At 74.7% G+C, this 25,776-nt stretch carries 22 protein-coding genes; 16 read left to right on the plus strand and 6 right to left on the minus strand.

Annotation, left to right across the window (positions count from 1 at the left end):
- The first annotated feature begins 5 nt into the window (after nucleotides 1-5).
- Both ACZ516_RS29065 and ACZ516_RS29070 read left to right on the plus strand, forming a co-directional pair.
- Nucleotides 6-1,037, plus strand: a complete 1,032-nt coding sequence (locus ACZ516_RS29065; protein ID WP_358586677.1) for a cysteine synthase family protein — start codon at nucleotides 6-8, stop codon at nucleotides 1,035-1,037.
- Between the two features lie 5 nt (nucleotides 1,038-1,042).
- Complete coding sequence (locus tag ACZ516_RS29070; RefSeq protein WP_469012625.1) at nucleotides 1,043-2,518, plus strand: MATE family efflux transporter; 1,476 nt, start codon at nucleotides 1,043-1,045, stop codon at nucleotides 2,516-2,518.
- A 122-nt stretch (nucleotides 2,519-2,640) separates the two neighbouring features.
- Here ACZ516_RS29070 and ACZ516_RS29075 read toward each other — a convergent pair whose 3' ends face one another.
- On the minus strand, nucleotides 2,641-3,354 hold the full coding sequence (locus ACZ516_RS29075; protein WP_358911025.1) for a TetR/AcrR family transcriptional regulator: 714 nt from the start codon (nucleotides 3,352-3,354) through the stop codon (nucleotides 2,641-2,643).
- A gap of 272 nt (nucleotides 3,355-3,626) precedes the next feature.
- Here ACZ516_RS29075 and ACZ516_RS29080 point away from each other — a divergent pair, with 272 nt between their 5' ends.
- The 4 genes from ACZ516_RS29080 (at nucleotide 3,627) to ACZ516_RS29095 (ending at nucleotide 9,649) form a co-directional block, all read left to right on the plus strand.
- Complete coding sequence (locus ACZ516_RS29080) at nucleotides 3,627-5,090, plus strand: MFS transporter (RefSeq protein WP_469012449.1); 1,464 nt, start codon at nucleotides 3,627-3,629, stop codon at nucleotides 5,088-5,090.
- The gene (locus tag ACZ516_RS29085; protein WP_469012451.1) at nucleotides 5,087-6,871 is read left to right on the plus strand and encodes an ABC transporter ATP-binding protein; all 1,785 of its coding nucleotides are present in this window, start codon (nucleotides 5,087-5,089) and stop codon (nucleotides 6,869-6,871) included. Before ACZ516_RS29080 ends, ACZ516_RS29085 begins: the two co-directional genes overlap by 4 nt.
- Entirely contained in the window at nucleotides 6,868-8,601 is a 1,734-nt protein-coding gene (locus ACZ516_RS29090; RefSeq protein WP_469012453.1) for an ABC transporter ATP-binding protein, read from the plus strand. Before ACZ516_RS29085 ends, ACZ516_RS29090 begins: the two co-directional genes overlap by 4 nt.
- Before the next feature lie 148 nt (nucleotides 8,602-8,749).
- The gene (locus ACZ516_RS29095) at nucleotides 8,750-9,649 is read left to right on the plus strand and encodes a polysaccharide deacetylase family protein (protein ID WP_469012454.1); all 900 of its coding nucleotides are present in this window, start codon (nucleotides 8,750-8,752) and stop codon (nucleotides 9,647-9,649) included.
- Nucleotides 9,650-9,665: 16 nt separating this feature from the next.
- Here the strand turns inward: ACZ516_RS29095 and ACZ516_RS29100 are convergent, their stop codons facing one another.
- Nucleotides 9,666-10,334: an ABC transporter gene (locus ACZ516_RS29100; RefSeq protein ID WP_469012457.1), complete on the minus strand. Its 669-nt coding sequence runs from the start codon at nucleotides 10,332-10,334 to the stop codon at nucleotides 9,666-9,668.
- Nucleotides 10,331-11,398, minus strand: coding sequence for an ABC transporter ATP-binding protein (locus ACZ516_RS29105; RefSeq protein WP_469012627.1), 1,068 nt, complete (start codon nucleotides 11,396-11,398; stop codon nucleotides 10,331-10,333). Before ACZ516_RS29105 ends, ACZ516_RS29100 begins: the two co-directional genes overlap by 4 nt.
- 124 nt (nucleotides 11,399-11,522) lie before the next feature.
- Here ACZ516_RS29105 and ACZ516_RS29110 point away from each other — a divergent pair, with 124 nt between their 5' ends.
- The 6 genes from ACZ516_RS29110 (at nucleotide 11,523) to ACZ516_RS29135 (ending at nucleotide 18,258) form a co-directional block, all read left to right on the plus strand.
- Entirely contained in the window at nucleotides 11,523-12,296 is a 774-nt protein-coding gene (locus ACZ516_RS29110; RefSeq protein ID WP_361077073.1) for an aminoacyl-tRNA hydrolase, read from the plus strand.
- A 100-nt stretch (nucleotides 12,297-12,396) separates the two neighbouring features.
- Nucleotides 12,397-13,164: a DUF4142 domain-containing protein gene (locus ACZ516_RS29115; protein WP_358586693.1), complete on the plus strand. Its 768-nt coding sequence runs from the start codon at nucleotides 12,397-12,399 to the stop codon at nucleotides 13,162-13,164.
- Between the two features lie 92 nt (nucleotides 13,165-13,256).
- Nucleotides 13,257-14,552 (plus strand): MbnB/TglH/ChrH family RiPP precursor modification enzyme, encoded by a 1,296-nt coding sequence (locus ACZ516_RS29120; RefSeq protein WP_361077069.1) that lies wholly within the window; start codon nucleotides 13,257-13,259, stop codon nucleotides 14,550-14,552.
- A 5-nt stretch (nucleotides 14,553-14,557) separates the two neighbouring features.
- The gene (locus ACZ516_RS29125) at nucleotides 14,558-15,646 is read left to right on the plus strand and encodes a TIGR04222 domain-containing membrane protein (protein WP_361077066.1); all 1,089 of its coding nucleotides are present in this window, start codon (nucleotides 14,558-14,560) and stop codon (nucleotides 15,644-15,646) included.
- Nucleotides 15,647-15,772: 126 nt separating this feature from the next.
- Nucleotides 15,773-16,546 (plus strand): TIGR04222 domain-containing membrane protein, encoded by a 774-nt coding sequence (locus ACZ516_RS29130; RefSeq protein WP_469012461.1) that lies wholly within the window; start codon nucleotides 15,773-15,775, stop codon nucleotides 16,544-16,546.
- A 110-nt stretch (nucleotides 16,547-16,656) separates the two neighbouring features.
- Nucleotides 16,657-18,258 (plus strand): alpha/beta hydrolase, encoded by a 1,602-nt coding sequence (locus ACZ516_RS29135; protein ID WP_361077060.1) that lies wholly within the window; start codon nucleotides 16,657-16,659, stop codon nucleotides 18,256-18,258.
- Nucleotides 18,259-18,280: 22 nt separating this feature from the next.
- Here ACZ516_RS29135 and hemQ read toward each other — a convergent pair whose 3' ends face one another.
- Together hemQ and hemG are read right to left on the minus strand one after the other, a co-directional pair.
- Entirely contained in the window at nucleotides 18,281-19,000 is a 720-nt protein-coding gene (gene hemQ / locus ACZ516_RS29140; RefSeq protein WP_358911010.1) for a hydrogen peroxide-dependent heme synthase, read from the minus strand.
- A gap of 4 nt (nucleotides 19,001-19,004) precedes the next feature.
- Nucleotides 19,005-20,468, minus strand: coding sequence for a protoporphyrinogen oxidase (gene hemG, locus ACZ516_RS29145; RefSeq protein ID WP_469012463.1), 1,464 nt, complete (start codon nucleotides 20,466-20,468; stop codon nucleotides 19,005-19,007).
- Between the two features lie 123 nt (nucleotides 20,469-20,591).
- On the opposite strand from hemG, the gene ACZ516_RS29150 reads away from it, so the two are divergent.
- The 4 genes from ACZ516_RS29150 (at nucleotide 20,592) to ACZ516_RS29165 (ending at nucleotide 24,596) form a co-directional block, all read left to right on the plus strand.
- Nucleotides 20,592-21,524, plus strand: a complete 933-nt coding sequence (locus ACZ516_RS29150) for a DUF4349 domain-containing protein (protein ID WP_469012465.1) — start codon at nucleotides 20,592-20,594, stop codon at nucleotides 21,522-21,524.
- Between the two features lie 52 nt (nucleotides 21,525-21,576).
- Nucleotides 21,577-22,962 carry an FAD-dependent oxidoreductase gene (locus ACZ516_RS29155; protein WP_469012466.1) on the plus strand — a complete coding sequence of 462 codons (1,386 nt, stop codon included), beginning with the start codon at nucleotides 21,577-21,579 and terminating at the stop codon, nucleotides 22,960-22,962.
- A 574-nt stretch (nucleotides 22,963-23,536) separates the two neighbouring features.
- The gene (locus ACZ516_RS29160) at nucleotides 23,537-23,665 is read left to right on the plus strand and encodes a hypothetical protein (RefSeq protein WP_469012467.1); all 129 of its coding nucleotides are present in this window, start codon (nucleotides 23,537-23,539) and stop codon (nucleotides 23,663-23,665) included.
- 4 nt (nucleotides 23,666-23,669) lie between these two features.
- The gene (locus ACZ516_RS29165; protein ID WP_361077045.1) at nucleotides 23,670-24,596 is read left to right on the plus strand and encodes an NAD-dependent epimerase/dehydratase family protein; all 927 of its coding nucleotides are present in this window, start codon (nucleotides 23,670-23,672) and stop codon (nucleotides 24,594-24,596) included.
- A 92-nt stretch (nucleotides 24,597-24,688) separates the two neighbouring features.
- On the opposite strand, the gene hemE is transcribed toward ACZ516_RS29165, so the two are convergent.
- Nucleotides 24,689-25,762: a uroporphyrinogen decarboxylase gene (hemE, locus tag ACZ516_RS29170; protein WP_358699728.1), complete on the minus strand. Its 1,074-nt coding sequence runs from the start codon at nucleotides 25,760-25,762 to the stop codon at nucleotides 24,689-24,691.
- Nucleotides 25,763-25,776: the final 14 nt, after the last annotated feature.

Genomic DNA, 25,776 nt, shown 5'->3' on the forward strand with positions numbered 1-25,776 from the left:
CATCGATGCCCGGAGCCCTGCAGCGCCCCGCCGTGGTCTCCCACGTGTCCGACCTCATCGGCCGCACTCCCCTTCTGGAGCTCGCCGGCACCGAGACCGGCAGCAGGCTGCTGCTGAAGCTGGAGATGTTCAACCCCACCGGCACCGCGAAGATCCGCATGGCCCGGCAGATGGTCCTCGACGCCGAGGAGCGCGGCGAACTGCGCCCCGGCGGACGGATCATCGAGTCCACGTCCGGCAACACCGGCCTCGGCCTCGCGGTGGTGGCCGCCGAGCGCGGCTACACCTTCACGGCCGTCGTGGACCACCACGCCTGTACGGACAAGCTGCGCGCGATGAAGGCCCTCGGCACCGAGCTGGTCTACGTCGACGAGGGCGGCGACAGCGAGGAGCTGGCGACGGCCGCGCGCGAGGAGCTGGCGGAGGAGATGGCGCGCGGCAAGGACAACACCATCTTCACCGAGCAGCACAACAACCCGAGCAACGGCGTCGGCTACTTTCCCGTGGCCCACGAACTGCACGAGGCGCTCGACGGCCGGATCGACGTGCTGATCGGGGCGGTCGGCACGGGCGGCGCCCTGTGCGGCACGACGCGTGAACTGCGCAAGCTCATACCGGGGTTCGCCACCGTCGGCGTCGAGCCCAAGGGGTCGATCGCGTTCGGCGGGCCCGCCCACGACTACTACCAGTCGGGCACGGGCACGCCCGAGGGCGCCGAGATCGGGGCGCTCGTCGACTTCGACCTGATCGACGAGGGTGTCAAGGTCGGTGACGTCGAGGCGTTCGCGACCTGCCGCGCCGTGGCCCGCACCGGGCTGCTGATCGGCGGCTCGGCGGGCGGCGTGGTGTACGAGGCGCTGACCCGCCTCGCCACCCTTCCCCCGGGCAGCACTATGGTCGCCCTGATCAACGACGGCGGCGAGAAGTACCTGGACACCGTCTTCGACGACGCCTGGATGACCGCCCGCAACCTCCTCGATCCCGACGCGGAACGCGAGATCGACGAGCTCCTCACCAAGCTCCGCAGGAACCGATGACCTCGATGCCCCCCAAGCCCGACTCCCCCGCCGCCGAGGCGCCCGGACGGGACGCGCCGCCCTCGGCGCTCACCACGCTGCTCGGCGACGGCCGGGCGCTCGCCACGCTCGCCGTTCCGCTCATCCTCACCCAGCTCGCGCAGGTCGCCCTGACCACCACCGACACGGTGATGATGGGCCTGCTGGGCACGCAGGAGCTGGCCGCGGGCGGTCTCGCCATCGTCATCTTCAACCAGCTGCGCACGATGGGCGTCGGCCTGGTCACCTCGGTCGGCAACCAGATCGCGGCGGCGGCCGCCCGCGCCGAGAAAGCCGACGGGCAGGGCGACGAGCAGGGCGCCGAGAAGACGGACGCGGGCAGGGCGGGGGGCAACGAGGAGGTGCGCGGCATCGTCCGCGCGAGCATGGCCGTCGCCACGCTCGCCGGTGTCGTCGGCGCCGTCCTCATGGTCCTCATCGGCCAGTGCCTGACCTGGCTCGGCCAGGACGCCGCCGTCGTCGACCGCACCCAGACCATGCTGCTGGCGCTCGCGCCCGGTCTGCTGCCGTGCCTGTGGTTCCAGGCGATCCGCCAGTTCACCGTCGGCATGCGCCGCCCGCAGGCGCTGCTGCGCATCACGGTCGCCTCGATCGCCGTCAACGCGGCACTCAACTGGGTTCTCATCCACGGCACATGGGGCCTGCCGAAACTCGGCCTGACTGGCATCGGCGTGGCCACCTCCACCGTCTACCTGCTCTCCTTCCTCGCGCTGTACGCCTCCGCGAAGCGGGACGCCACCCTCGCGCCGCTGCTCACGCTGAACGCCGCCAAGGCCGATCCCGCCGCCGTGAAGCGGCTCATCGGGCTCGGGGTGCCGATCGCGGCGACGTACGGCTCGGAGGCGGGCTTCTTCTCCGTCACGGCGCTGATGGCCGGCGCCTTCGGGCCCGCGGCGCTGGCCGCGCACACGGCCGTGAACCAGCTCGTCTACATCGTCTTCCAGGTCGCCGTCGGCCTCTCGCACGCCGCTTCCATCAACGTCAGCAGGGAGTTGGCGCTCGGCCGCACCGACGACGCGCGGCGCATCAAGAACACGGCGCTCGCGTGCGCGGCGGCGGTGATGGCGGTCGTCGGCATCGCCTACCTCACCGTGCCGCGCCTGGTCCTGGCCCCCTTCATGGACTCCGGCTCGGACCGGGCGCTGACCATCGCCACGCACCTGCTGATCGTCACGGCGTTCCTGCAGTTCTTCGACTGCGCGCAGAACATCGGCGTCGGCCTGCTGCGCGGCCTGGACGACACCAAGAGCGGTTTTCGCATCACGGTCATCGGCTACTGGGCCGTCGGCCTGCCCGCGGCCTGGCTCCTCTCACACCCCCTGGGCCTGGAAACGGTCGGCATCTGGCTGGGCCTCCTCACGGGCCTCGCCACGACGGCGGTCCTGCTGCTGCGCCGCTACGGGGCATCACTGGCGGCACGGGAGAAGGCCGCGTCCATCTGACCCACGCCCCGTGAGAGGGCGGCGCCCCGGGTCTGCCTCGGCACCCCCGGACCCGGGCGGCGGGCCGGGTTCAGCCCGTGGGGTCGCTCGGGGCGCCTCGATGACCGGCCCCGCCGCCCGCCTCACCCGGCATGCCCGTCCCCGGCAGCCCCTCCCTCGCCAAGCCCTCTCCCGGTGAACCGGGCCAACAGGCCGTCCACGAAGTCGCGTACGCCCTCGGGGTAGATGTCCCGCGCCGCCAGCTCGCCCCACCGGTCGCCCACGGCCGCCAGGTGGGGGACCTGCGTGGCGTCGAAGGACTCGCGGAAGGTGAGGGGTCCGGCGTCGGGGCGGCGGCGGGCGGTGTTGGCGCGGACCAGGACCTCGCCGACGGTGTAGTACCAGACGTCCCGGAAGACGTCGACGGACTGGGCGGGCGTGCAGCCGCAGTCGACGGCCCCCGAGAGGATCGCCTCGACCATCCACAGCGCCGATTCGTCCAGGAGCCCGACGAACCCGTCGGCCGTGAGGATCTCCGCCGCCCACGGCCATGCCGCGAGGGCGTCGCGCATCGCCGTGGCGGACGCGATGACGCGCTCGCGCGGATCGTCCGGCAGCCGCACGCGCCCGAGCTGCGCCAGGTGCTGATCGAGCATCAGGACCAGCAACTCGTCCTTGTTCCTGATGTGGTGGTAGAGGGTCGTCGCCCCCACACCCAGCTCGGCGGCCAGGCGACGGATCGTCAGCTTCTCCCAGCCGTCCACGTCGATGAGCCGCCGGGCGGCCTCCAGGATCTGCGGGCGGGAGGTCACGGGCGGCCGGCCGGTCCGGCCGTGCGGTGCGGGCGTTCGGGACATCGTCCCATCATGCCGCGCCCCCTCCCCCACCGCGCGACCGGGCGCCAGTGGCGCGCGACGAGCGCGGGCAAGCAGCGGGAGGAGCGCCGGCAAGCAGCGGGACGAGCGCCGGCGAGCAGCGGAGGGCCGGCGGCCAACCCCCGTACGAACAAAACCGTTTCGAGATTTCGCGTGCGCTCCCGCCACTCCCGATGCTACTTTCGGAACATGTTCGGAAAGTTGCTCGGCGCTTCGGCGTCCGCTCACCCCACCCCTCAGGAACGGAGTCCGCGATGACGGAGAGAACCGACGCGCGGCCAGGAGTCACGCTCGCCGCGGTGGCCGTGGTCCAGTTCATGGTGTCGCTGGACCTCGCGGTCGTGAACGTGGCCCTGCCCCGCGTCGCCGACGGCCTCGGCTTCGACGCGGCGGGCCTGACCTGGGTGATCCACGCCTACGCCCTCACCTTCGGCGGCCTGCTCCTGCTGGGCGGCAAGGCCGCCGACCGCTACGGCCGCAAGCGGGTCCTGCTGGCCGGCCTCGCCCTGTTCGGCGCCGCCTCGCTCCTCGGCGGCCTCGCCCAGGAGCCCGGCCACCTCGTCGCCGCGCGGGCCGCACAGGGCATCGGGGCGGCCGCGCTGGCCCCGGCCGCGCTGGCGCTGCTGGCCGAGACGTTCCCCGCCGGCCGGGCCCGCGTCCGCGCCTTCGGCGTGTGGAGCGCGACCAACGCCGCGGGCGGCGCCTTCGGGGTCCTGATCGGCGGCATCCTCACCGAGTACGCCGGCTGGCGCTGGGTGATGTTCGTGAACGTACCGATGGTCGCGGTCGTCCTGCTCCTGGCCCGGCGCGGCATCGCCTCCGGGCGCCCGGCCGCTCCCGCCGGCCGCCCGGACGTGCTCGGCGGCGTCCTCGCGACGGCGGGCATGACCCTGCTGGTCTTCGGCGTCGTGCGCACCGACCGGCACGCCTGGACCTCGGCGGCCACCCTGTCCACCCTGGCGGCGGCCGTCGCGCTGCTCGCCGCGTTCCTGTACGTGGAGCGGACCACCACCCGCGAACCCCTGGTGCGGCTCGGCCTGTTCGCCAACCGCTTCGTCGCCGGCGCGAACGCCTTCAACCTGCTGGCCGGGGCGGCCATGACGGCGGCCTTCTACTTCATGTCCCTCTACGTCCAGCACGCCCTCGGCAAGGGACCGGCCGCGGCCGGCCTGATGTTCCTGCCGCTGTCCCTCGCGGTGGTCGCCGGCTCCGTGTTCGCGGTGAAGCTGGGGTACCGGCTCACGCCGCTCACCCTCCTGATCGGCGGCGGGCTGCTGACGGCGGCCGGGCTCGCCTGGTTCGGGCAGATCGACGCGGGCGGCTCGTTCACCGGTGACGTGCTCGGACCGTCGCTCGTCATCGGGGTCGGCTTCGGGCTCTGCCTCGGCCCGATCGTCGCCACCGCCACCACCGGCGTCGCGCCCCACGAGACGGGCACCGCCTCCGGCCTGCTCAACAGCTCACGCCAGATCGGCGCCTCGCTCGGGCTCGCCGCCCTCGGCACCGCCGCGAACCACCGCACCGGCCGGAGCACCACCCCCGAGGCCCTCACCGACGGCTACGCGCTCGGCCTGACCCTCGGCGCCGGGCTCGTGGTGAGCGCCGTCCTCATCGCCGTGGCCGTGCTGCCCCGCGGCGGCGCGCCGGCCCGGACGGGACACGACGACCACCACGAGGACAGCTCCTCCACCACCCCCCTGACGGCGGGTGGCCGATGACCGGGCTGCTGCGCCCCTACGCCTGGGGTTTCGCCGCGGTGGTGCTCCTCCAGGTCATCGGCGCGCTCGCCGGCCTCGCACCGCTGCTGGCCGTCGTCGAACTCGGGCGCACGCTGCTGGAATCCGGCCCGGCGGACCGCGACCACGTGTGGCGCGTCGTCCTCACGGGCGCGGCCGGTCTCTTCGTACGCCTGCTGCTCACCGCCGCCTCGACCGGCCTCGGCCATGTCCTGGACGGGCGCGTGCAACTGACGCTCCGTCGGCGGCTGGCCGCCCAGCTCGGGCGGGTGCCGATCGGCTGGTTCTCCCGGCGCGGGACCGGCGAGCTGGCGAAGGTGGTCGGGGAGGACGTGAGCGCCGTGCACCCGTTCATCGCCCACGCCCCCGGCGAGCTGGTCTCCGCGTTCGTGGTGCCGGCGGCGTCCCTGGTCTACCTGTTCGCGGTCGACTGGCGGCTCACGCTGATCACGCTGGTGCCGGTGGTGCTGGCGATGGCGCTGGTGCCGCTGATGATGACGCCCGCCCGGCTGCGCGAGCAGGAGGAGTTCGACGCGGGCATGGGACGGATCTCCTCCTCCGTCGTCGAGTTCGTGCAGGGCATCGCGGTCGTCAAGACCTTCGGCGGGTCCGGGCGCGCCCACCGCGCCTTCCTGACGGCCGCGGACGACTTCGTGGCCACCTTCCGGCGGTGGGTGCACGGCATCTCCCCCATCGCCGCGGGCATGCAGCTCGCGCTGTCACCGCCGTTCGTCCTGCTCGTCGTGCTGACCGGCGGCACGGCGCTGATCACCGGCGGCGGTCTGGACCCCGCCGACCTGCTGCCCTTCGTCCTGCTCGGCCTCGGGCTGACCGCCCCCGTGGCGGCCCTCGGGCACGGCTTCGACGACCTCCAGGCGGCCCGGCGGGCGGTCGGCCGCATCCGGGACGTCCTCGACGTCCCGCCGCTGCCCGAACCCGCGCGCCCGCGCACGCCCCAGGGGCACCGCGTCGAACTGCGCGACGTCCGGTTCGGGTACGAGCCCGGCCACGAGGTGCTGCGCGGCATCGACCTGGTGCTGGAGCCGGGCACGGTCACCGCGGTCGTGGGGCCCTCGGGGAGCGGCAAGTCCACGCTGGTCCAGCTGTTGCCGCGGTTCTTCGACCCGTCCCACGGCTCGGTCGTCCTCGGCGGCGTCGACCTGCGTGAGCTGAGCGGCCGGGAGCTGTACCGGAGGGTGTCCTTCGTCTTCCAGGACGTACGGCTGCTGCGCACGTCGATCGCGGACAACATCGCCCTCGCGGTGCCGCACGCCGGCCGTGACGAGGTGGAGCGCGCCGCCCGCTCGGCGCACATCCATGAGCGGATCCGCCGACTGCCGCGCGGCTACGACTCGGTGGTGGGCGAGGACGCGGGCCTGTCGGGAGGAGAGGCCCAGCGGATCGCGCTCGCCCGCGCGCTGCTCGCCGACACGCCCGTCCTGGTGCTCGACGAGGCGACCGCCTTCGCCGACCCGCAGACCGAACAGGCGGTGCGCCGCGCCCTCGCGAAGCCGGCCGGCGGGCGGACCGTCCTGGTCATCGCCCACCGCCTGGAGACCATCGCCGACGCGGACCGCGTCGTCGTCCTGGAGAACGGAACGATCGCCGAGCAGGGTCGGCCCGACGAACTCCTCGCGCAGGACGGGCCGTTCGCCGCGTTCTGGCAGGCCCACCGGGCGGCGGGCGATGAGGGCGAGGCCTCCGGCCGCACTCCGCACGACGCCGCCTTCGCCCGGACACCCCAAGGAGACGAGCCCCGATGATTTCCCTGCTGCTGCGTGTGCTCGGCCGCGCGTACGCCCGGCCGTTGCGCCGCACGGTCGCCCTGATGACCGCCACCGCCGTGGCCGAAGGGCTGTCCTACGCCCTGCTCGTCCCCGTGCTGCGGGCCCTGTTCGGCCACTCCCCCGCCGACGCCTGGCCGTGGCTGGCGGCGTTCGGCGCGGCGGTCGCGCTCTACGCGGTGCTGCGCTACCTCAGCGATCTGTCGGGCTTCAGGGTGGGCAGCGCCCTGCTGAGCGGCATGTACCACCGGCTCGGTGGCCAGCTGGCCCGGCTGCCCGTCGGCTGGTACACGGGCGGGCGGCTCGGTGAGCTGTCCGTCCTGGCCGGCCGGGGCGTCCTGCAGGCGATGAGCGTGATCGCGCATCTGCTGGCGCCGTTCGTCTCCGCCACGGTGACCCCCGTGACGATCGTCGCCGTGATGCTCGTACAGGACTGGCGGCTGGGACTGGCCGCGCTGGCCGCCGTGCCGGTCGTGGCGGCGGTACAGATCCGCACGGGACGCTCGATGTCCGCGGGTGACGCCGAGCGCGCCCGGCGGGACGACGAGGCCACCGGGCGGGTCATCGAGTACCTCCAGGTCCAGCCGGTGCTGCGGGCCGGTGGCCGGACGGCCGAACGCTTCGAGCTGCTCGACGACTGCCTGCGCGGCGTGGAGCGCGCCTCGCGCCGCTCCACGCTCTCCGCGCTGCCCGGCGCCGTGGGCCTGACGCTCACCGTGCAGGTGACGTTCACCGTACTGCTGGCCCTCGGCGCCCATCTCGCGCTGGACGGGAGCATCGGTGTCGCGGAGCTGTTGACGGTCCTGGTGCTGGCCGCCCGGTGCGCGGACCCGCTTCTGTCGCTCGCGGACATCGGCGGCAAGCTCCGCGGGGCGCGTACGGTGCTGGCCGGGCTCGACAAGGTGCTGCGCGCCGAGCCCCTGCCGGAACCCGCCGATCCGGTCCGGCCGGCGGGGCAGGACGTGGAGTTCGACGCGGTCACCTTCCGGCGCGGGGGCAGCGCCGTGGTCACCGACCTGTCGCTGTCGGTGCCGCAGGGACAGCGGCTCGCCGTCGTCGGCCCGTCCGGGGCGGGCAAGAGCACCCTGCTCCAGCTGCTCGCCCGCTTCCACGACGTGGACGCGGGTGCCGTACGGATGGGCGGGGTCGACGTCCGCGCGATCGGCACCGAGGCGCTGATGGACCGCATCGCCGTCGTCTTCCAGGACGTGTACCTCTTCGACGGCACGATCGAGGACAACGTACGGCTCGGCCGTCCGGACGCCGACGCGGCCGAGGTGCGGGCGGCGGCGGCCGCGGCCCGCCTGGACGAGGTGGTCGAGCGGCTGCCCGGCGGCTGGGCGACGCGGGTCGGCGAGGGCGGCGCGCTGCTGTCGGGTGGTGAGCGCCAGCGGGTCTCGATCGCGCGGGCGCTGCTGAAGGACACGCCGGTGGTGCTGCTCGACGAGGTGACCTCCGCGCTGGACCCGGTGAACGAGGCCGCCGTCCACGAGGGCATCGACCGCCTGATGGCGGGCCGCACGGTGGTGATGGTCGCCCACCGCATGCGCACGGTACGGCGCGCCGACCGCATCGTCTTCCTGGACGGCGGCCGCGTCGTGGAGCAGGGAACCCACGAGGAGCTGTTGGCACTCGGCGGCCGCTACGCGCGGTTCTGGGACGCGGAGTCCTACTCCCCGGGGGCGGAGGTCCGGGAGGTGGATGCCTGAGCGGCGCCGGGGCGCCGGGCCGGGGGGCGGGGGGGCGCTTCCCCGGGAGCCGGCCCGCGCACCCCGGCCACGGCGCGGACGGGTGGGCTCGCGGGAGCCAGGCGGACAGATAACCCATTTATCGCATTCGCACATATATGGTCACCGCGTGATCACTCTCGCACGGAGACGCGCCGCGCTCTGCGCCCTCGGCGCCCTGACCACCGTCCTCGCCGGCTGCTCGTCCGGCGACACCACGACGCACGGCCGCCCGGGCCACCCGGCTCGGTCGGCCACGGCCCTCGCCCCCTCGCCGCCCGCCCCGCCCACTCTGGCTGCCGGGCCGTCGGGCCTCACCCCCGTCTTCACCAACGGTTCCCGCACGCACGGCCGTACCGTCGCGCTGACCTTCGACGCGGACATGACCGCGAACCAGGGGGCGCGCGCGGCGGCCGGCGAGCGCTTCGACCACCCCGAGCTGGTCGCCACCCTGCGCCGGCTGAAGGTGCCCGCGACCTTCTTCATGACGGGGCGGTGGGCGGAGGAGTATCCCGACCAGGCCAAGGACATCGGCCGGGACCCGCTCTTCGAGGTCGCCAACCACTCCTACAGCCACCACGCCTTCACCGGTGACTGCTACGGCCTGCCGAGCGTGCCTCGGGAGCGGATGCGCGCCGACATGGAGCGCGCCTTCGCCGCCCTCCGCGCGGCGGGGGTCGAGCGCCCCGTGCCGTACTTCCGTTTCCCCGGCGGCTGCTACGACCAGCGGGCGCTGCGCGCGCTCGCGCCCGGCGGCGTCACCGCCGTGCAGTGGGACGTCGTGAGCGGCGACGCCTTCGCGACGGACGCCGGCGCGGTGGCCCGGCAGGTGATCGACGGGGTCCGGCCGGGATCCGTCGTCGTCATGCACTGCACCCGCAGCGCGGCCCCGACGACGGAACGCGCCCTGCGCACCATCGTGCCGAAACTGCGGGAGCGCGGCTTCCGTTTCGTCCGGATCTCGGAGCAGATCGCCTCGACGCGGACACCGGCACCGGCGAAGCAGGACCCTGCGGGGGCACGGAGCTGACCTCGGGCGCGCAGCGTCAGCCCCGGCGCGAGCTGAGGGCGCAGGCCGCCCAGCACGCCGCCACCGCCGCCGCCAGTGCCGCGGCCGGTGCTCCCAGGGGCCAGGGAACGGTCCCCTCGCGCGAGCCCGTGGTCAGGTCGGTCAGCACCGACCGGGCCGGGGAGCCCGCGGTGACCAGCAGGAGCAGCGCACCGAGCAGCATCGCGGGCACGGCCTTCGCCGGGGAGCGCAGCAGCGGCCAGTTGGTGAGCGCGCCGACGGCGGTGCCGAGCAGCACGCTGACCAGCATCGCGATCAGCCCGGCGGCCGCCGCCGGTACGCGGGCCACCGGCAGCCGTCCGTCGGTGCTCTGTCCCTCGCTGATGGCGCTCACGACGAGCACGGCCAGCACGCCGAGCGCCGACGCGGCGAGGAGCGCGGCCAGCAGAGAGGCGAGATGGGCCCGCCCCGGTCCGGCCGCGGCGGCCGAGCAACCGCGCGCCGCCGGCGGCTCGTTGCTCGCGCAGACGCGGACCAGCCAGGCGGTGACGGGCAGCAGCGCGGCGGCGGCGTAGGCGAGCGAGTCCAGGACGGGCTGCCCGCCCTGGACGCCGACGGCGAGGAACACCGCGTACAAGATCACCGGGGCGAGCCACCGCTGCGAACGTGCCAGTAGGGCGAGGTGATATCGCAGGAGAGCGCTCATCGCGGTGAGTGTCTTTCATGAGAAGCACGGGCATGGGGGGCGCGGGCATGAGGGGCAGGGGCATGAGGGGCAGGGGCATGAGGGGCCCGGGGCGGGGCGGCCGACACGGCCGGGTTCGAGGGCGGGCCGGAGGGCGGCCCGGTGTCCGGCGGGTGCCCGGCGCGTTCCACGCTCACCACGTGCCACGCCGGCCGCGCCGTCAGCAGCTCCCGCAGGACGAGGTCCGAGTGGCTCTCCGGGACCGTGAGCCGCGTGGCGCCCTCAGGGGCCTCGGGCCGGGTCACACCGGCCGTCGCGACGACCGGCGCCGGGAGTTCGGCGCCGGGCGGCCCGGACGTGAGGACCACGACCGTCGCCCCGCCCCACGCGAGCGCGGCCTCCTCCCCGGCGGCCATCGCCGGGCCCCCGTCCCCCGAAGTCCCTTGCGGAGTAAGCCGTTCCAGGGCCGTTCCCACCACCTCGTAGGTCTCGGCCGCGGCCCCCGCGAGCCGGCGCGGGTCGTGGTCGACGAAGACGACGGCGCCGCCCGCCGCCGTGCGCTCGGCCACCGCGCGGTCGAGTTCGGCGCGGGCGGACGTGTCGAGGCCGGTCCACGCCTCGTCCAGGACCAGCAGGTCGGGCGCGGCGAGGAGCGCCTGGGCCACGGCGACCTTCTGGCTGCTGCCCTTGGACAGCTCCGAGAGCGGCGTACGGGCGTACGCCCCCGCGCCGAACCGTTCCAGCCACCGCTCGGCGCTCCGCTCGGCCGCCCGGCCGGCGAGGCCGTGCACGCGGGCCATGTGCGTGAGGTAGCCGACCGCGGTGAACGGCACCGCGGCAGGGAAGCGCTCGGGCACGAACGCCGTGCGGGGCCGCCCCTCGATCCGCCCCTCGCCGGGCGCGTCGATCCCGGCGAGCAGCCGCAACAGGGTCGATTTGCCGGTGCCGTTGGCGCCCCGCACCCGCACCAGCGCACCCGCCCGTACGTCGAGATCGACGCCGCGCAGCACCCAGGGGCCGCGCATGCCGTAGCGGCGGCCCACCCCCACCAGGCGCCTCACGAGGTCACGCTCCCCCCGGACCATCCTGTTCGGACCATCCTGTTCCATGGGGGCCATCCTTGCGCACGCCCGCGCGGCCCCTCGTGGCGGTCCCCGGCGCCCGGGCGGGCGGCGTCCCGGGGATCTTCCGCCTGGCAGACTGGGGCGGGTGAGCGACGAGACCACCACCCCCGACACGCCCGACGGCGCACACCCCCGGCACGCCCCGGCGCCCGCAGTCGGCCAGGACAGTCCCTTCCGCCGGGAGAGCGCCTCGCGGGACGACGCACCGCAGTTCGTGCTGCCCCTCGTCGCCCGCATCGAACGCGCCGCTCCCCCGGCCCGCACCGACGCCCTGGAGACCGCCGCCCGCGCCGTACTGGTGATGCTGAGCGACGCGCGCTCCCTCGGCGACGGCGTGTGGGCGCAGGCCGTGCGGGACTGGCAGGACGCCCGCATCCGCAAGGTGGTCCGCAGGGCGCGCGGCGCCGAGTGGCGCCGGGCCGAGGCGCTGCCCGGCATCACCGTCACCGGCAAGGCGGCCGAGGTCCGGGTCTTCCCGCCCGTACCGCTGGACGGCTGGCCCAAGGACCTGGCGCGCCTCCAGGTGTCGGGCACCGACCTGGACGACCCGGAGCCACCGGCCGGCGCCGACCCCGCGCACCCCGTCCTGTGGATGAACCCCGAGGTCGCCATGTCGGCGGGCAAGGCGATGGCGCAGGCGGGCCACGGCGCCCAACTGGCCTGGTGGGAACTGTCGGACGAGGACCGCGCCGCGTGGCGCGACGCCGGTTTCCCGCTGTCCGTGCGCACCCCCGACGCCGCCCACTGGCGCGAACTCACCGCCCTGGGACTGCCGGTGGTGCGCGACGCGGGCTTCACCGAGATCCGGCCCGGCACCGCGACGGTCGTCGCGGACCACCCGGGCCTGCGCGGGCGCTGACCGGCCGTTCCGTTCGCGTGCTCGCGGGATTGAACGCCCCACCCGTATCTTCCGTACTCCCCGGTATCACCGGCGGCACCGGAGCACCACGGGAGGCACCTTGCGGCGCGTCAACGGCACGGCTCTGATCATCGCGGCACTCGTCGCCACACTGGGCGCGATCGCGTTCCCCGTGTGGTCGTACGCCGACCGCTCGGGCACCGGGCCCGCCAATCTGGCCGCCGGGTCGGTGCCCACACAGTGGGGGCCGCTCTCGGCGGCCGACCGGGATCTGCTGGTGAAGGTGCGGCTGGCGGGGCTCTGGGAGATACCGGCCGGCCAGCAGGCCGTCGAGCGCGCGCCGACCGAGGCCGTCAAGGAGGCGGGCGACCATCTCATCGTCGGCCACACCGATCTCGACCAGCGCGTCCGCATCGCCGCCGGGAAGCTGGGCGTGGAGCTGCCCAACCAGCCCAACGAGCAGCAGCAGGGCTGGCTCAGGGAGCTGACGGAGGCGAGCGGCGAGACGTACCAGCGCAAGTTCGCGAACCTGCTGCGCGTCTCGCACGGCAAGGTGTTCGCCGTGATCGCCCAGGTGCGCGACACCACCCGCAACTCCCTGGTCCGCCAGCTCGCGACGGACGCCAACCAGACCGTCCTCGACCACATCACGATGCTGGAGGCCACCGGGCTCGTCGACTTCGACGACATCGCGAACGGCGCCGCGTCGAACGCCACCGCGAGCCCCTCCGGGCCTCCCCCGCCCTCCGGGAGCACCCCCCGCGAGCCCGTGCCCGCCGGGCCCAGCGGTGAGATCTCCACCACCTCCCGCCCCTCACCCGCCCCACCGGGCCAGGTCAACACGGGGCGGCCGGAACCTCAAATGTAGCTCTGAACGTCTCTCTCGCGGGGTTCGGCCGCTCACGCCGGGTGTAAGACGTGAGCACGGGGGACCGGGGGACGAGAAAAAGGGGGAGCGGCATGCGCCGTCTGGGGACCGGAATAGGGTGGCGGCCGGAGATCGCGGACGCCGTCGAGGCCATGCCCGGCATCGACTGGGTGGAGGCCGTCGCCGAGAACGTGTGTCCCGGGCATCTGCCCGACTCCCTGCTGCGGCTGCGCGAGCGCGGCGTCACCGTCGTGCCGCACGGCGTCTCCCTCGGGCTCGGCGGCGCGGACCGCCCCGACGAGGGGCGGCTGACCGCGCTCGCCGAGCGGGCCCTGGCGCTCGGGGCGCCGCTGGTCACCGAGCACATCGCGTTCGTGCGCGCCGGCGGCGACCTCACCGCCACCGCGCCCCTGGAGGCCGGGCACCTGCTGCCGGTGCCCCGCACGCGCGACGCGCTCGACGTGCTCTGCGAGAACGTCCGCGTCGCGCAGGACGCGCTGCCCGTGCCGCTCGCCGTCGAGAACATCGCGGCGCTGGTCTCCTGGCCCGGCGAGGAGATGACGGAGGGGCAGTTCCTGTACGAGCTGGTGGAGCGGACGGGCGTACGGCTGCTGATCGACGTCGCCAACCTCCACACGAACCACGTCAACCGCGGCGAGGACCCGGCGCGGGCCCTGGACGAACTGCCGGTCGAGGCCATCGCGTACGTCCATGTGGCGGGCGGCTTCGAGCGGGACGGCGTCTGGCACGACAGCCACGCGCACCCGGTGCCGGAGCCGGTCCTCGCGATCCTGGCCGACCTCGCCTCCCGGGTGAGTCCGCCGGGCGTCCTCCTGGAGCGGGACGAGAACTTCCCCGCACCCGCCGAGCTGGAGCGGGAGCTGGACGCGATCCGGGCCACGGTCAAGGCCTCGGGCGAGCTGCCCGCCGCCGACCTGCCCGGCAGGCGCGAGGAGGTCCCGCCCGCGCCCGGGGCCGCCCGGCAGCGCACCGCCCTCGCCCAGGCGGCCCTGCTCTCCGCCCTGGTCGCGGGCACCCCGGCACCGGAGGGCTTCGACCACGCGCGGCTGAAGGTGCAGAGCCGCGCGCTGGCCGCCAAGCGGGCCGAGGTCGTCGCGAAGGTGGCGCCCGAGCTGCCCGGCATCCTCGGCGCGGGGTACCGCCCCGCCTTCCTCGCCTACGCCCGCTCCCGCCCCATGACGGGCGGCTACCGCCAGGACGCGCTGGGCTTCGCCGAGCACCTGCTGCTCGCCGGACGGCCCGAGGACGCCGACGCCAGGCGGCGGTTGAGCCACTGGTGGCTGGAGCGCTCGGGGCCCGCGCCGCTGGCCCGGCGGCCCGCCGCCCGGCTGCTGCACGCCACCCGCCGCGTCCTGCTGGGGCGGTGACGGACATGGGCATCGCGGGTGTGCTGTACACCATCGCCGTCGCGCTCTCCTGCGCCGCGCTGATCAGGGGCGTGGCGGCGGCCGGGCGGGGCAGCGGCCACGGCGACGACGACCACGGGGACTTCGTGCGCGGCACGTTGGAGGCCGCGTTCCTCTCCGGCGGGCCCGCCCGGGTCGCCGACGCGCTGATCGCGGGCCTGCACGAGGACGGCCGCCTGGTCGTGGCCGGGCCGGGTGTCGTCGGCATTCCCCGGCCGACGGCGAGGAACACCGCGGAGCAGGCCGTCGTCGACGCCCACCGCGCGGCGCCCAGCGGCGCGCTGCACTGGCTGCGGACGGCCGTCGCGCACAGCGGGCCGGTGCGGGAGACCGGCGACGCGCTCGCGGCGCGCGGCCTGCTCATGCTGCCGGGGCCGCGGCGCACATACCGGCAATGGGCCGGGGTCCAGCTCCTCCTGAGCATCTTCGGCTTCGTGGTGGCCGCCGTACTGACCCTCATGGAGTACACGGGCGGTCCCCCGGAGCCGGGCAGCGGTGACGAGGTGCTGGACGCCATCGTGCGCATGCTGCCCGCGGGCGTCGCCGGTGTCGCGACCGCCCTGATCTGCCTGTGGATCACCGACAAGCAGCTCACGTCCGCCGGGCGCCGCGCGCTCGACGAGTACGTCGCCTCCTCGCGGCACCTCACGGGCGCCGGGCACCTCGTGGCGACCCGGGGCCTCGCGGCGGCCCACCCCGACCTGCGCGCCCAACTGGTCACCGCCGCCCGGCTGCGGGGGCGGGCGGCGCCGGTCCGCGGCCCGTACACCCCTTCGCCCCAGAACCCGAACCTGTGGGTCACGGTCGGCGGGTTCGCGTGCTCGGGCGGGGCGGGCGGTTCGGCCTGCTCCGGATGGGGCGGGTCGGCCTGCTCCGGTGGCGGATCGGCCTGTTCGGGAGGCGGCGGCTCCGCGTGCTCGGGCGGCGGGGGCGGCTCCTCGTGCTCCAGCGGCTCCTCCTGCTCCAGCGGCTCCTCCTGCTCCAGCAGCGGAGGTGGCTCCTCGTGCTCCAGCGGCGGGGGCGGGTCGAGTTGCGGCAGCTCGTCCTCCTCCTGATGAGGCCTGCTGACTCCTGCTGGCTCCTGCCGACTCCCGCCAACGGAACGTGGTCCACCGGTCACCCGGTGTCCACATGGTGAAAATCCCTGGCCACGAGCGGGGGGCCTCGCATAGAACACCGCCATGTTCTGGGTCCCCCTCTTCCTTCTCGCCTGGGCCGTGACCGCCCTGGCCTGCGGCCGGCTCTGCCTGGCCGCGAGCCGCGCCGCCGACCAGGAGCGGGCCGCGCCGCGCGGGCGCGAACTCACCCTCTACGAGACGGCGTTCCTCTCCGGTGGCCCCGACCGCGTCGCCGAGGTGACGCTGGTGGCGATGGCGGGGGCCCGGCGACTGCTGATCGCGCACACCGGATGGGCGACGGTGGTCGACCCGGTGGGCCGCGACGAGATGGAGCGTTCGGTGCTCGGTGCGATCGGCCCGGCGGGCCAGTCGCGCATCGCGCCGATACGCCGGGGCGCGGCCACCACCGACGCCGTGCGGGCGCTCGCGGACCGGCTCGTCGCCGCGGGTCTGGCCGTCCCGGACGGAGCCGCTTCGGGCGTCGCGGCCGCCGTGCGCCAGGTGCGGGCGGCGGCGGTGGCGGTGCTCGCGCTCGGCGCCACCGCGGCCCTGCTGCCCGGGCAGGGGCCCGAGAGCGCGGGGCAGGTGCCCGTAGCCGTCTGGTTCGGGCTGCCGCTGCTCCTGTGCGCGGGCTGCCTGGCGATCGCCCGGGTCGAGGCGCACCCGTATCCGCGGTGGGCCTCCCCCGCCGGGCAGCGGCTGCTCGGCACGCTGCCCCCGCGCGGCGACCACCTCACCGCCGTGGCCGTGCACGGGGTCCGCGCGGTCCCCGACCCGGGGCTGCGGCAGGCGTTCAGCGGACGGGGGCGGAGGGAGACCGCGCACGGGGGGCTTTGAACCCGACACCGGCGACCGGTGCTTTACTTCTCCGAATATCACACGAATCATCCCTTTTGTTCGAAGATCGCCTTGAACACATGGCAGAACAGAAGAGGTGGACACGCGCGATGAGAGCAGCAGCCGCCCGCTACGGAACCGCCGGATCCCTGGTCCTGACCGCCCTCGTCGCCGCCCCGGCGCACGGCGTGGGCGACGCCCCGCCCTCCCCCGAGGACCGCGGCACCGCCGTCGCCGCGCAGCGCGCCGAGGCCACCGGCATCCGCTGGGGCACTTGCGCCAAGGCCGAGGGCCTGCCGCCCTTCGTCCGGTGCGGCACGGTCTCCGTACCGCTGGACTACGCCCGGCCCGACGGCGAGCAGATCAGACTGACCGTCAGCAGGGGCAAGGCACCGGGCAAGGACGGGGGCCGGGCGGTCACCCGGCAGGGGGCACTCGTCTACAACCCCGGCGGGCCCGGCGGTTCCGGCATGTACTTCCCGATCCTCGGCGCCATGCCGGAGTGGAAGAGGATCGCGGCGGCGTACGACCTCATCGGCTACGCGCCGCGCGGCGTCGGCCGCTCGGCGCCGCTGTCCTGCCAGGACCCGAAGGAGTTCACCAAGGCGCCCACCTCGGCGGCGGTCCACCCCGACGCGGCGGAGAAGCGCGAGCGCGTCGCGCGGGCGAAGGCGTACGCGCTCGGGTGCGCCGCCCGCAACCCCGGCCTGCGGCACTACACGACGCTGAACAACGCACGCGACCTGGACGTGCTGCGGGCCGCGCTCGGCGAGCGGAAGCTGACGTTCATGGGGGCCTCGTACGGCACCTACTTCGGGGCCGTGTACGCCACGCTCTACCCCTCGCACGTGCGCCGCATGGTCTTCGACTCGGCGGTCGACCCGGCGCCGGAGCAGATCTGGTACCGCAACAACCTCGACCAGTCGCTGGCCTTCGAGCGACGCTGGGCGGACTTCCGGGCCTGGGTGGCCAAGCACGACAAGACCTACCGGCTGGGCGCGACGCCCCAGCGGGTCCAGGACAGCTACCGGGCGGTGCGCGCCGCGCTGGCCCGAAAGCCGGCGGGCGGCAAGGTGGGCCCCGGTCAGCTGCACGCCGCCTACCTCAAGGCCGGGTACTACGACGACTACTGGCCGGCGCGCGCCGCCGCCCTCTCCGCGTACCTGAAGGGCGATCCGAAGCCGCTGATCGAGCAGGCCGCGCCCGAGCCGCGCGGCGCGGTCGAGGAGGAGAACGGCAACGCCGTCTACACCGCCGTCGAGTGCAACGACGCCGCGTGGCCGACGGACTTCGCCACCTGGGACCGCGACAACACCTCGCTGGCGCGCGTGGCGCCCTTCGAGGCCTGGGACAACGCGTGGATGAACCTGCCGTGCGCCTTCTGGCCCGCGCCCCGGCAGCAGCCGGTCGACGTGGCGACGGCGCCCGGCGAGCTGCCGCCGACGCTGATCCTGGCCGCCGAGCGCGACGCGGCGACGCCGTACACGGGGGCGCTGGAGCTGGAGCGCAGGCTGGCGGGCTCGGTCCTGGTCACCGAACGCGACGCGGGCACCCATGGCATCGCGGGCGGCCCCAACGCCTGCGTGAACGGGCACCTGGAGGCGTACCTGCTGGAGGGCCGGCTCCCGGCGCGGGGCGCGGGGTGCGCACCGCACGGGGAGCCGAAGCCGCGGTCCGGCGAGCGGGTGGCGGAGCGTCCCAGGGCCCTCTGAGGTCAGGGGCCCTTGGGGGGGGTTACGCCAGGCCGGCCACGAGGTCCGCCACGGATTTGCGGCGGCCGGTGTAGAACGGCACCTCTTCGCGTACGTGCATCCGGGCCTCGGAGGCGCGCAGGTGACGCATGAGGTCGACGATGCGGTACAGCTCGTCGGCCTCGAAGGCGAGCAGCCACTCGTAGTCGCCGAGGGAGAAGGAGGCGACGGTGTTGGCGCGCACGTCGGGGTAGCCGCGGGCCATCTTGCCGTGGTCGGCGAGCATGCGGCGGCGGTCCTCGTCCGGCAGCAGGTACCAGTCGTAGGAGCGCACGAAGGGGTACACCGAGACGTAGTTGCGGGGCGTCTCGTCGGCGAGGAACGCCGGGATGTGCGACTTGTTGAACTCGGCGGGGCGGTGCAGCGCCATGTTCGACCAGACCGGCTCCAGGGCGCGGCCCAGCTTGGTGCGGCGGAAGAGGTTGTAGGCCTCCTGCAGCTCGTCGGCGGTCTCGGCGTGCCACCAGATCATGACGTCGGCGTCGGCGCGCAGACCGGAGACGTCGTAGGTGCCGCGGACCGTGATGTCCTTGGCGCCGAGCTGGTCGAACAGCTCCTGGACCTCGTCGGCGTAGCCGCTCCGGTCTTCGGGGAGCACATCACGCAGCTTGAAGACCGACCACAGCGTGTAGCGGATGACCTCGTTGAGGTCCTTGGCCTTCTTGCCGGCGTTGGGGGTCTTGGCGGGGGCGTCGTCACTCATGGGGCTATTCTCCTCCGCCGCCGTGCAGGCTCTGCACCGGGTCGCGGGTGAGCCGCTCCACACCGGTCAGGTCCCCCGCGAGCTGGTCGACGGCCGCGTTGGCACTCGCGACGCAGGCGGGAATGCCCACACCGTCGTAGGCCGCCCCGCACACCGCGAGGCCGGGCAGCGCGGCGACGTGCGCGCGGATGCGGGCCACGCGCGCGTGGTGGCCGACGGGGTACTGCGGCAGGCCGTCGTCCCAGCGGGAGACGCGGGAGGCGACGGGCTCGGCGGTCAGTCCGGTGGCCGCGCGCAGGTCGCGGCGGGAGATGTCGACCAGGTCGGCGTCGTCGCGGGCGAGGTCCGCCACGTCGCCGTGGCGCCCGACGGAGGTGCGCAGGACCAGCAGCCCGGGGTCCTGCCGGTCGATCCACCCCCACTTGCGGCTCGCGAAGGTGGACGCCTTGATGGTGTGCCCGTCGACGGGCGGCACGAGGAAACCGCTGCCTTGGGGAAGGTCGGTCTCGGCACGCTTGTACGCGAGGGTGATCAGCGCCATCGAGGCGTACTCGACGGTGCGCAGCTCGGCGGCCGCGGCCGGGGACTCGACGGCCAGGAGCTTCGCTGCGGCGGGCGCGGGCAGGGCGAGGACGACGGCGTCGGCCTCGTGGACGCCGTCGGGGGTGACCACGCGCCAGCCGTCGCCGGTCCGGCGCAGCTCCGTGACCGGCGTGTCCGTGCAGATCCGGGCGCCACGCGCGCGGACCGACTCGGCGACGGCGAGCGGCAGTTGCCCGATGCCGCCGTCGATGCCCATGAAGACGGGGCCGCTCTGCTGCTTGTGCGCGGCGCGGGCCTGGATGTCGCGGACGCCGTCCGTGAGGAAGGCGTGGGTGCGGGCGGCCTCGAAGAGCTGGGGGACGGCGGAGCGCATGGAGATGCGGTACGCGTCCCCGGCGTAGACCCCGCCGAGCAGCGGTTCCACGAGGCGGTCGACCACCTCGCGGCCCAGGCGGGCGGCGACGTACTCCCCGACCGCGACGTCGTCGCCGATCTCGGTGGGCGCCAGCTCGCGCTCGCGTTCGACGCGGCGCACTCCCTCCGGCGAGAGGACCCCGGCGAGGGCGGCGGCGTCCCCGGGCACGCCCATGACGTGGCCCTTGGGCATGGGGCGCAGGGCGCCCCGGGTCCAGATCGCGGCGGTCGCGGTGGCGGGCGGCTGGAGGCGGTCGGCGAGGCCCACCTCGCGGGCGAGGGCGACGGCCTCGGGGCGGCGGGCGAGCATCGACTCGGCGCCGAGGTCGACGCGCACCCCGGCGATCTCGCCCGCGTGCAGCTTGCCGCCGAGCCGGGCGGAGGCCTCCAGGAGGGTCACGCGGGTCGTCGGGTCGCCGGCCAGGAGCCGGTGCGCGGCGGCCAGGCCGGCGATCCCGCCTCCGATGACGACGGCGTGGCGGTCGCCCGTGCGTGTGTCCGTTTCGCGCATGTCCCCACTCTCTCAGACCGCCGAGTCCCGACCGTGACCGCATCGGGACCTGCCGGCAGCCACCGTTTCGCCCTCTCCCGCGTCGTAGAAGCATCACCGGCCACACTTTTCGGGGGTACGTCGATGCACACGTCCAGCAGGTCACGGCACCGCACAGCCGGGCACCGCACAGCCCGGGCCCTCTCCGGGGTCCTGCTCGCGGCCGCGCTGGCGCTCACCGGATGCAGCGCGGGCGACAGCGACAGCAGCGGCTCGGGGGGCGACAAGGCGGCGGGACCGGCCGCCCGGCCGGATCGCCCGGAGGGCGCCGCGGGCGCGCAGGCGGACAAGTCCCGCGAGCAGAAGCCGCCGAAGCCCGCCGGCATGCACATCATCCGCACCGCGACGCTCGTCGTGCGGGTCAAGGACGTGCCGAAGGCGCTGGAGGAGGCGCGGGCGGCGGCCGAGGACGCGGGCGGCCTCGTGGGCGACGAGAACACCTCCCGCGACGACGAGGGCCGCGAGCGCTCCCGCGTCGTGCTGCGGGTCCCGCAGGACTCGTACGAGGAGGTCCTCACCGCCCTCGAAGGCACCGGCAAGCTGCTCGACCGCCGCGCGAAGGCGCAGGACGTCACCGATCAGGTCGTGGACGTCGAGAGCCGCGTCGCGTCGCAGCGGGCGAGCGTGGCGCGGGTGCGGAAGCTGATGGACAAGGCGACCGAGCTGAGCGACGTCGTCACCCTGGAGGGAGAGCTGAGCTCCCGTCAGGCCGATCTGGAGTCGCTGCTCGCCCAGCGGGCCTCGCTCAAGGACCGCACCACCATGGCGACGATCACCCTCTCCCTCACCGAGGGCGCGCCGCAGGTCGACGACGGGGACGAGGACGAGGACCCGACGCTCGGCGACGCGCTCGGGGGCGGCTGGGACGTGTTCGTCACGGCACTGCGCTGGATCGCGATCGCCCTGGCGGCCGTCCTGCCGTTCGCGGTGGTGGCCGCGGCGGCGTTCCTGCTGTGGCTGCGGGTCCTGCGCCCGCGCCTGGCGCGCCGCCCGGCGCCGCGGGGGCGGGACGACTGAGCGGCCCGCGCCCCGTGTCGGCCGCCGGGCGGGCCCGCCGTAGCGTGTCCGTATGAGCAGCACACGAGAGCGACTGGTGGTCATCGGAGGGGACGCCGCCGGCATGTCGGCGGCGTCCCAGGCGCGCAGGCTCAAGGGCCCGGACGAGTTGGAGATCGTCGCGTTCGAGCGCGGCCGGTTCACCTCGTACTCCGCCTGCGGCATCCCGTACTGGGTGGGCGGCGACGTCGGGGAGCGGGACGAGCTGGTCGCGCGCACCCCCGAGGAGCACCGGGAGCGCGCGATCGACCTGCGGACGGGCACCGAGGTGCGCCGCGTCGATGTGGCGGGCCGGCGCGTGCTCGCCCGTGACCTCGAAGCGGACGAGGAGTACTGGACGGCGTACGACAAGCTCGTCATCGCCACCGGGGCCCGGCCGCTGCGGCCGCCGCTGCCCGGCATCGACGCCCCCGGCGTGCACGGTGTGCAGTCCCTGGGCGACGGCCAGGCCCTGATCGACACCCTGGCCCGCACCGAGGGGCGCCGCGCGGTCGTCGTCGGCGCGGGCTACATCGGCGTCGAGATGGCGGAGGCGCTGATCAAACGCGGCTACGACGTGACGGTGGTCAACCGCGGCGAGGAGCCGATGTCGACGCTGGACGCGGACATGGGCCGCCTCGTGCACAAGGCGATGACGGGGCTCGGCATCAAGATGGTCAACGGCGCCGAGGTCACCGAGATCCGCACCGGGGACGACGGGCGGGTCAGGGCGGTGGCCACGCGGGACGCCGAGTATCCGGCGGACGTGGTGGTCCTCGGTCTCGGGGTGCGCCCGGCGACCGAGCTGGCCCGCGAGGCGGGGCTGCCGCTGGGCGAGCACGGCGGTCTGCTGACCGACCTCGGGATGCGGGTGCGCGGCCACGAGGACATCTGGGCGGGCGGGGACTGCGTGGAGGTCCTCGACCTGATGTCGGGGCGCGAGCGGCACATCGCCCTGGGCACGCACGCGAACAAGCACGGACAGGTCATCGGCGCGAACGTGGGCGGGGGGTACGCGACGTTCCCCGGCGTGGTCGGCACGGCCGTCAGCAAGGTGTGCGACCTGGAGATCGCCCGTACGGGCCTGCGGGAGAAGGACGCGCGGGCGGTCGGGCTGCGGTACGTGGCGGTGACCGTCGAGTCGACCAACCGGGCCGGTTACTACCCGGGCGCGGCGCCGATGACGGTGAAGATGCTGGCCGAGCGGCGCACGGGCAGGCTGCTCGGGGTGCAGATCGTCGGGCGCGAGGGCGCCGGGAAGCGGGTGGACGTCGCGGCGGTCGCGCTGACGGCGGGCATGACGGTGGAACAGATGACGGCACTCGACCTCGGATACGCGCCGCCGTTCTCCCCGGTGTGGGACCCGGTCCTGGTGGCCGCGCGCAAGGCGGTGGCGGCGGTCCGGGCGGACACCGCCTGAAGACACCCGCCGCCGCTTCCACCGCCACCGCCCCACCGCGCCCCGGGCGCGAGTACGAAGGAAGGACGACAGGCAAGGGCGACAGGCCCTCACCCGCGAACACGCCCTGTTCCGCTCCCCCTGCTCCGGCCAGGAATGCGCTTGCCATGCAGGTCAGCACGCGCTTACCGGCGAGGACCGCCGCATCCTCGCCGGTACGTGTTTGGCCGATTCCAGACGGTCGGAGGGCGGGTGCCGCACGCGCCGTGGGAGCCCGCCCACGGCCGGCGCGGGTACCGCGCCGCCATGCGCCCGCGCCGGTCGCCACCCCCTCTGAGCGGCCACGGCTCCCCGGAGGTCTTGGCTCGGGGCTCATGTCACCCGCCGCCCGCGTGCCCTCGCCCGCAGCGGAACCGGTGTCCTCCTTTTTCCGCCAGGTTTCACAGAATCAGCACAGATCCCCCAGATGAGCACCACTATGTGACCCGTCAGAGCGGCACGGACACACACCGCGACACGTGACCGTGCTGTTTGGGGGGCGGGCCGTGGGGTGGAGACACCCCTCCGGTCCACCGGGGAGGGGACCACACACCGCATGAGACACATCGCACGGGCGACCGCTCCCGGCGCCGCCGCTTCGCTTCTCGCGCTCCCGCTGCCGGGCAAGGACTCCGCCACCGCGGAGTCCGCCCCACCCCGCTCGCCGTCCCCCGAAGGGGCGTGACCCCGTGCGCATACTCCTCCTCGGCTCCACCGGATACCTCGGCGGGCACGTCGCCGAGCGGCTGCGGGCCCTGCCGGGCGTACGGCTGCTGCGCGGCGGCCACGCACGCGTCGACGACCACCGGATCGACCTCGCCACCGGCTCCGTCGACGCGCTCGCCGAGCAGCTGGGCCGGGCCGCGCCCGACGCCGTGGTCAACTGCGCGGGCGCCGTCGGCGGCGCCCCGTCGGTCCTGGCCGAGGTCAACTCCCGCGGCCCCGCGGCCCTGTGCGAGGCCCTGCGGGCGGCGGCGCCCACCGCGCGCCTGGTGCACCTCGGCTCGGCGGCGGAGTACGGGCCGAGCGGCGTCGGCGAGCGGGCCACCGAGGACACCCCCGCCCGCCCCCTCACCCCCTACGGCGCCACCAAGCTGGCCGGCACCCTCGCCGTCCTGGACACGCCGCTCGACGCCACCGTCCTGCGGATCACCGACCCGGTGGGCCCCGGGGCGCCCCCGGACGGCCTGCCCGGCCGCCTCACCGCCGAGCTGAGCCGCGCCCTGACCCGGACACCGCACGGCCCGGTGCGCGTCGGCGACCTGTCGGCGCACCGGGACTTCGTCGACGTACGCGATGTCGCGCAGGCCGTGGCGCTCGCGCTGGCCCTGCCGGGGCGGCTGCCGCGCCTGCTCAACATCGGCAGCGGCCGGGCCGTGCCGGTGCGCGACCTGGCGCGGGCCCTCGCGTCCCTCGCGGGCTTCACCGGCGACATCGAGGAGGCGCCGGGCGCGGCGGGTCGCTCGGCGGCGGTGCCCTGGCAGTGCTCCGACGTGACGGCCGCCGAGTGGGAGCTGGGCTGGCAGCCGCGGTTCACGCTGCGGGAGTCGCTGGCCGCCCTGTGGGCCGTGGACGGCTCCCCGCGCCCGGCGCCGGCCGCCGGGGACCCGCGCTGATCCCGCCGGTCCCCCTTCCGGTCCGCGACGCGTCCCGTCCCATGTGGAAACGGTCCCCGCCCGTTCGGGCAGGGACCGTTTTCGGACTTTCTTCAGCGGGCCGTGCGGGTGTGGACGTAGTCCACGAGCCGGGTCAGCGCCTCGGGGTCGGTGGTCGGCAGGACGCCGTGGCCGAGGTTGAAGATGTGGCCCTCCAGGCCCTCCGCGGCGGCCAGCACCTCGTCCGTCTTCGTCTCGACGGCCTCGCGCGTGGAGAAGAGGACGGCCGGGTCGAGGTTGCCCTGCAGCGCCTTGCCGGGGCCGACGCGCCGCGCCGCCTCGTCCATCGGCACCCGCCAGTCCACGCCGACGACGTCCGCGCCGGCCTCGCCCATCGCCCCGAGCAGTTCACCGGTGCCGACGCCGAAGTGGATGCGGGGCACACCGTACCCGGCGACCGCGTCGAAGACCTTGGCCGAGGCCGGCAGCACCGAGCGGCGGTAGTCGGCGGGCGAGAGCGCGCCCACCCACGAGTCGAAGAGCTGCACCGCGCTGGCGCCCGCCTCGATCTGCACCTTCAGGAAGGCGGCGGTGATCTCCGCGAGCCGGTCGAGCAGGTCGGCCCAGAGCTGCGGGTCGCCGTACATCAGCGCCTTGGTGTGCTCGTGGTTGCGGCTCGGGCCGCCCTCCACGAGGTAGCTGGCGAGGGTGAAGGGCGCCCCGGCGAACCCGATGAGCGGGGTGGAGCCCAGCTCACCGGTCAGCATCCCGATCGCCTCGGTGACGTAGTGGACGTCCTCCGGGGTGAGGTCGCGCAGCTGCGCGAGGTCGGCGCGCGAGCGGATCGGGTTCTCGACGACCGGTCCGATGCCGGGCTTGATGTCGAGGTCGACGCCGATCGCCTTCAGCGGGACGACGATGTCGCTGAAGTAGATCGCCGCGTCCACGTGGTGGCGGCGCACCGGCTGCAGCGTGATCTCGGTGACGAGGTCGGGCCGCATGCAGGACTCCAGCATGGCCGTGCCCTCGCGGACCTTGCGGTACTCGGGAAGTGAGCGCCCCGCCTGCCGCATGAACCAGACCGGCGTGTGCGGCACCGCCTCGCGCCGGCACGCCTTCATGAAGGGGGAGTCGTACGTCGCTGTGTTCTGCCGGCCCGTGGGGCTCTGGCTGTTGTTGGCACTCACGCGGAAAGTCTCGC

The sequence above is a fragment of the Streptomyces sp. NPDC034037 genome, from assembly GCF_055575715.1.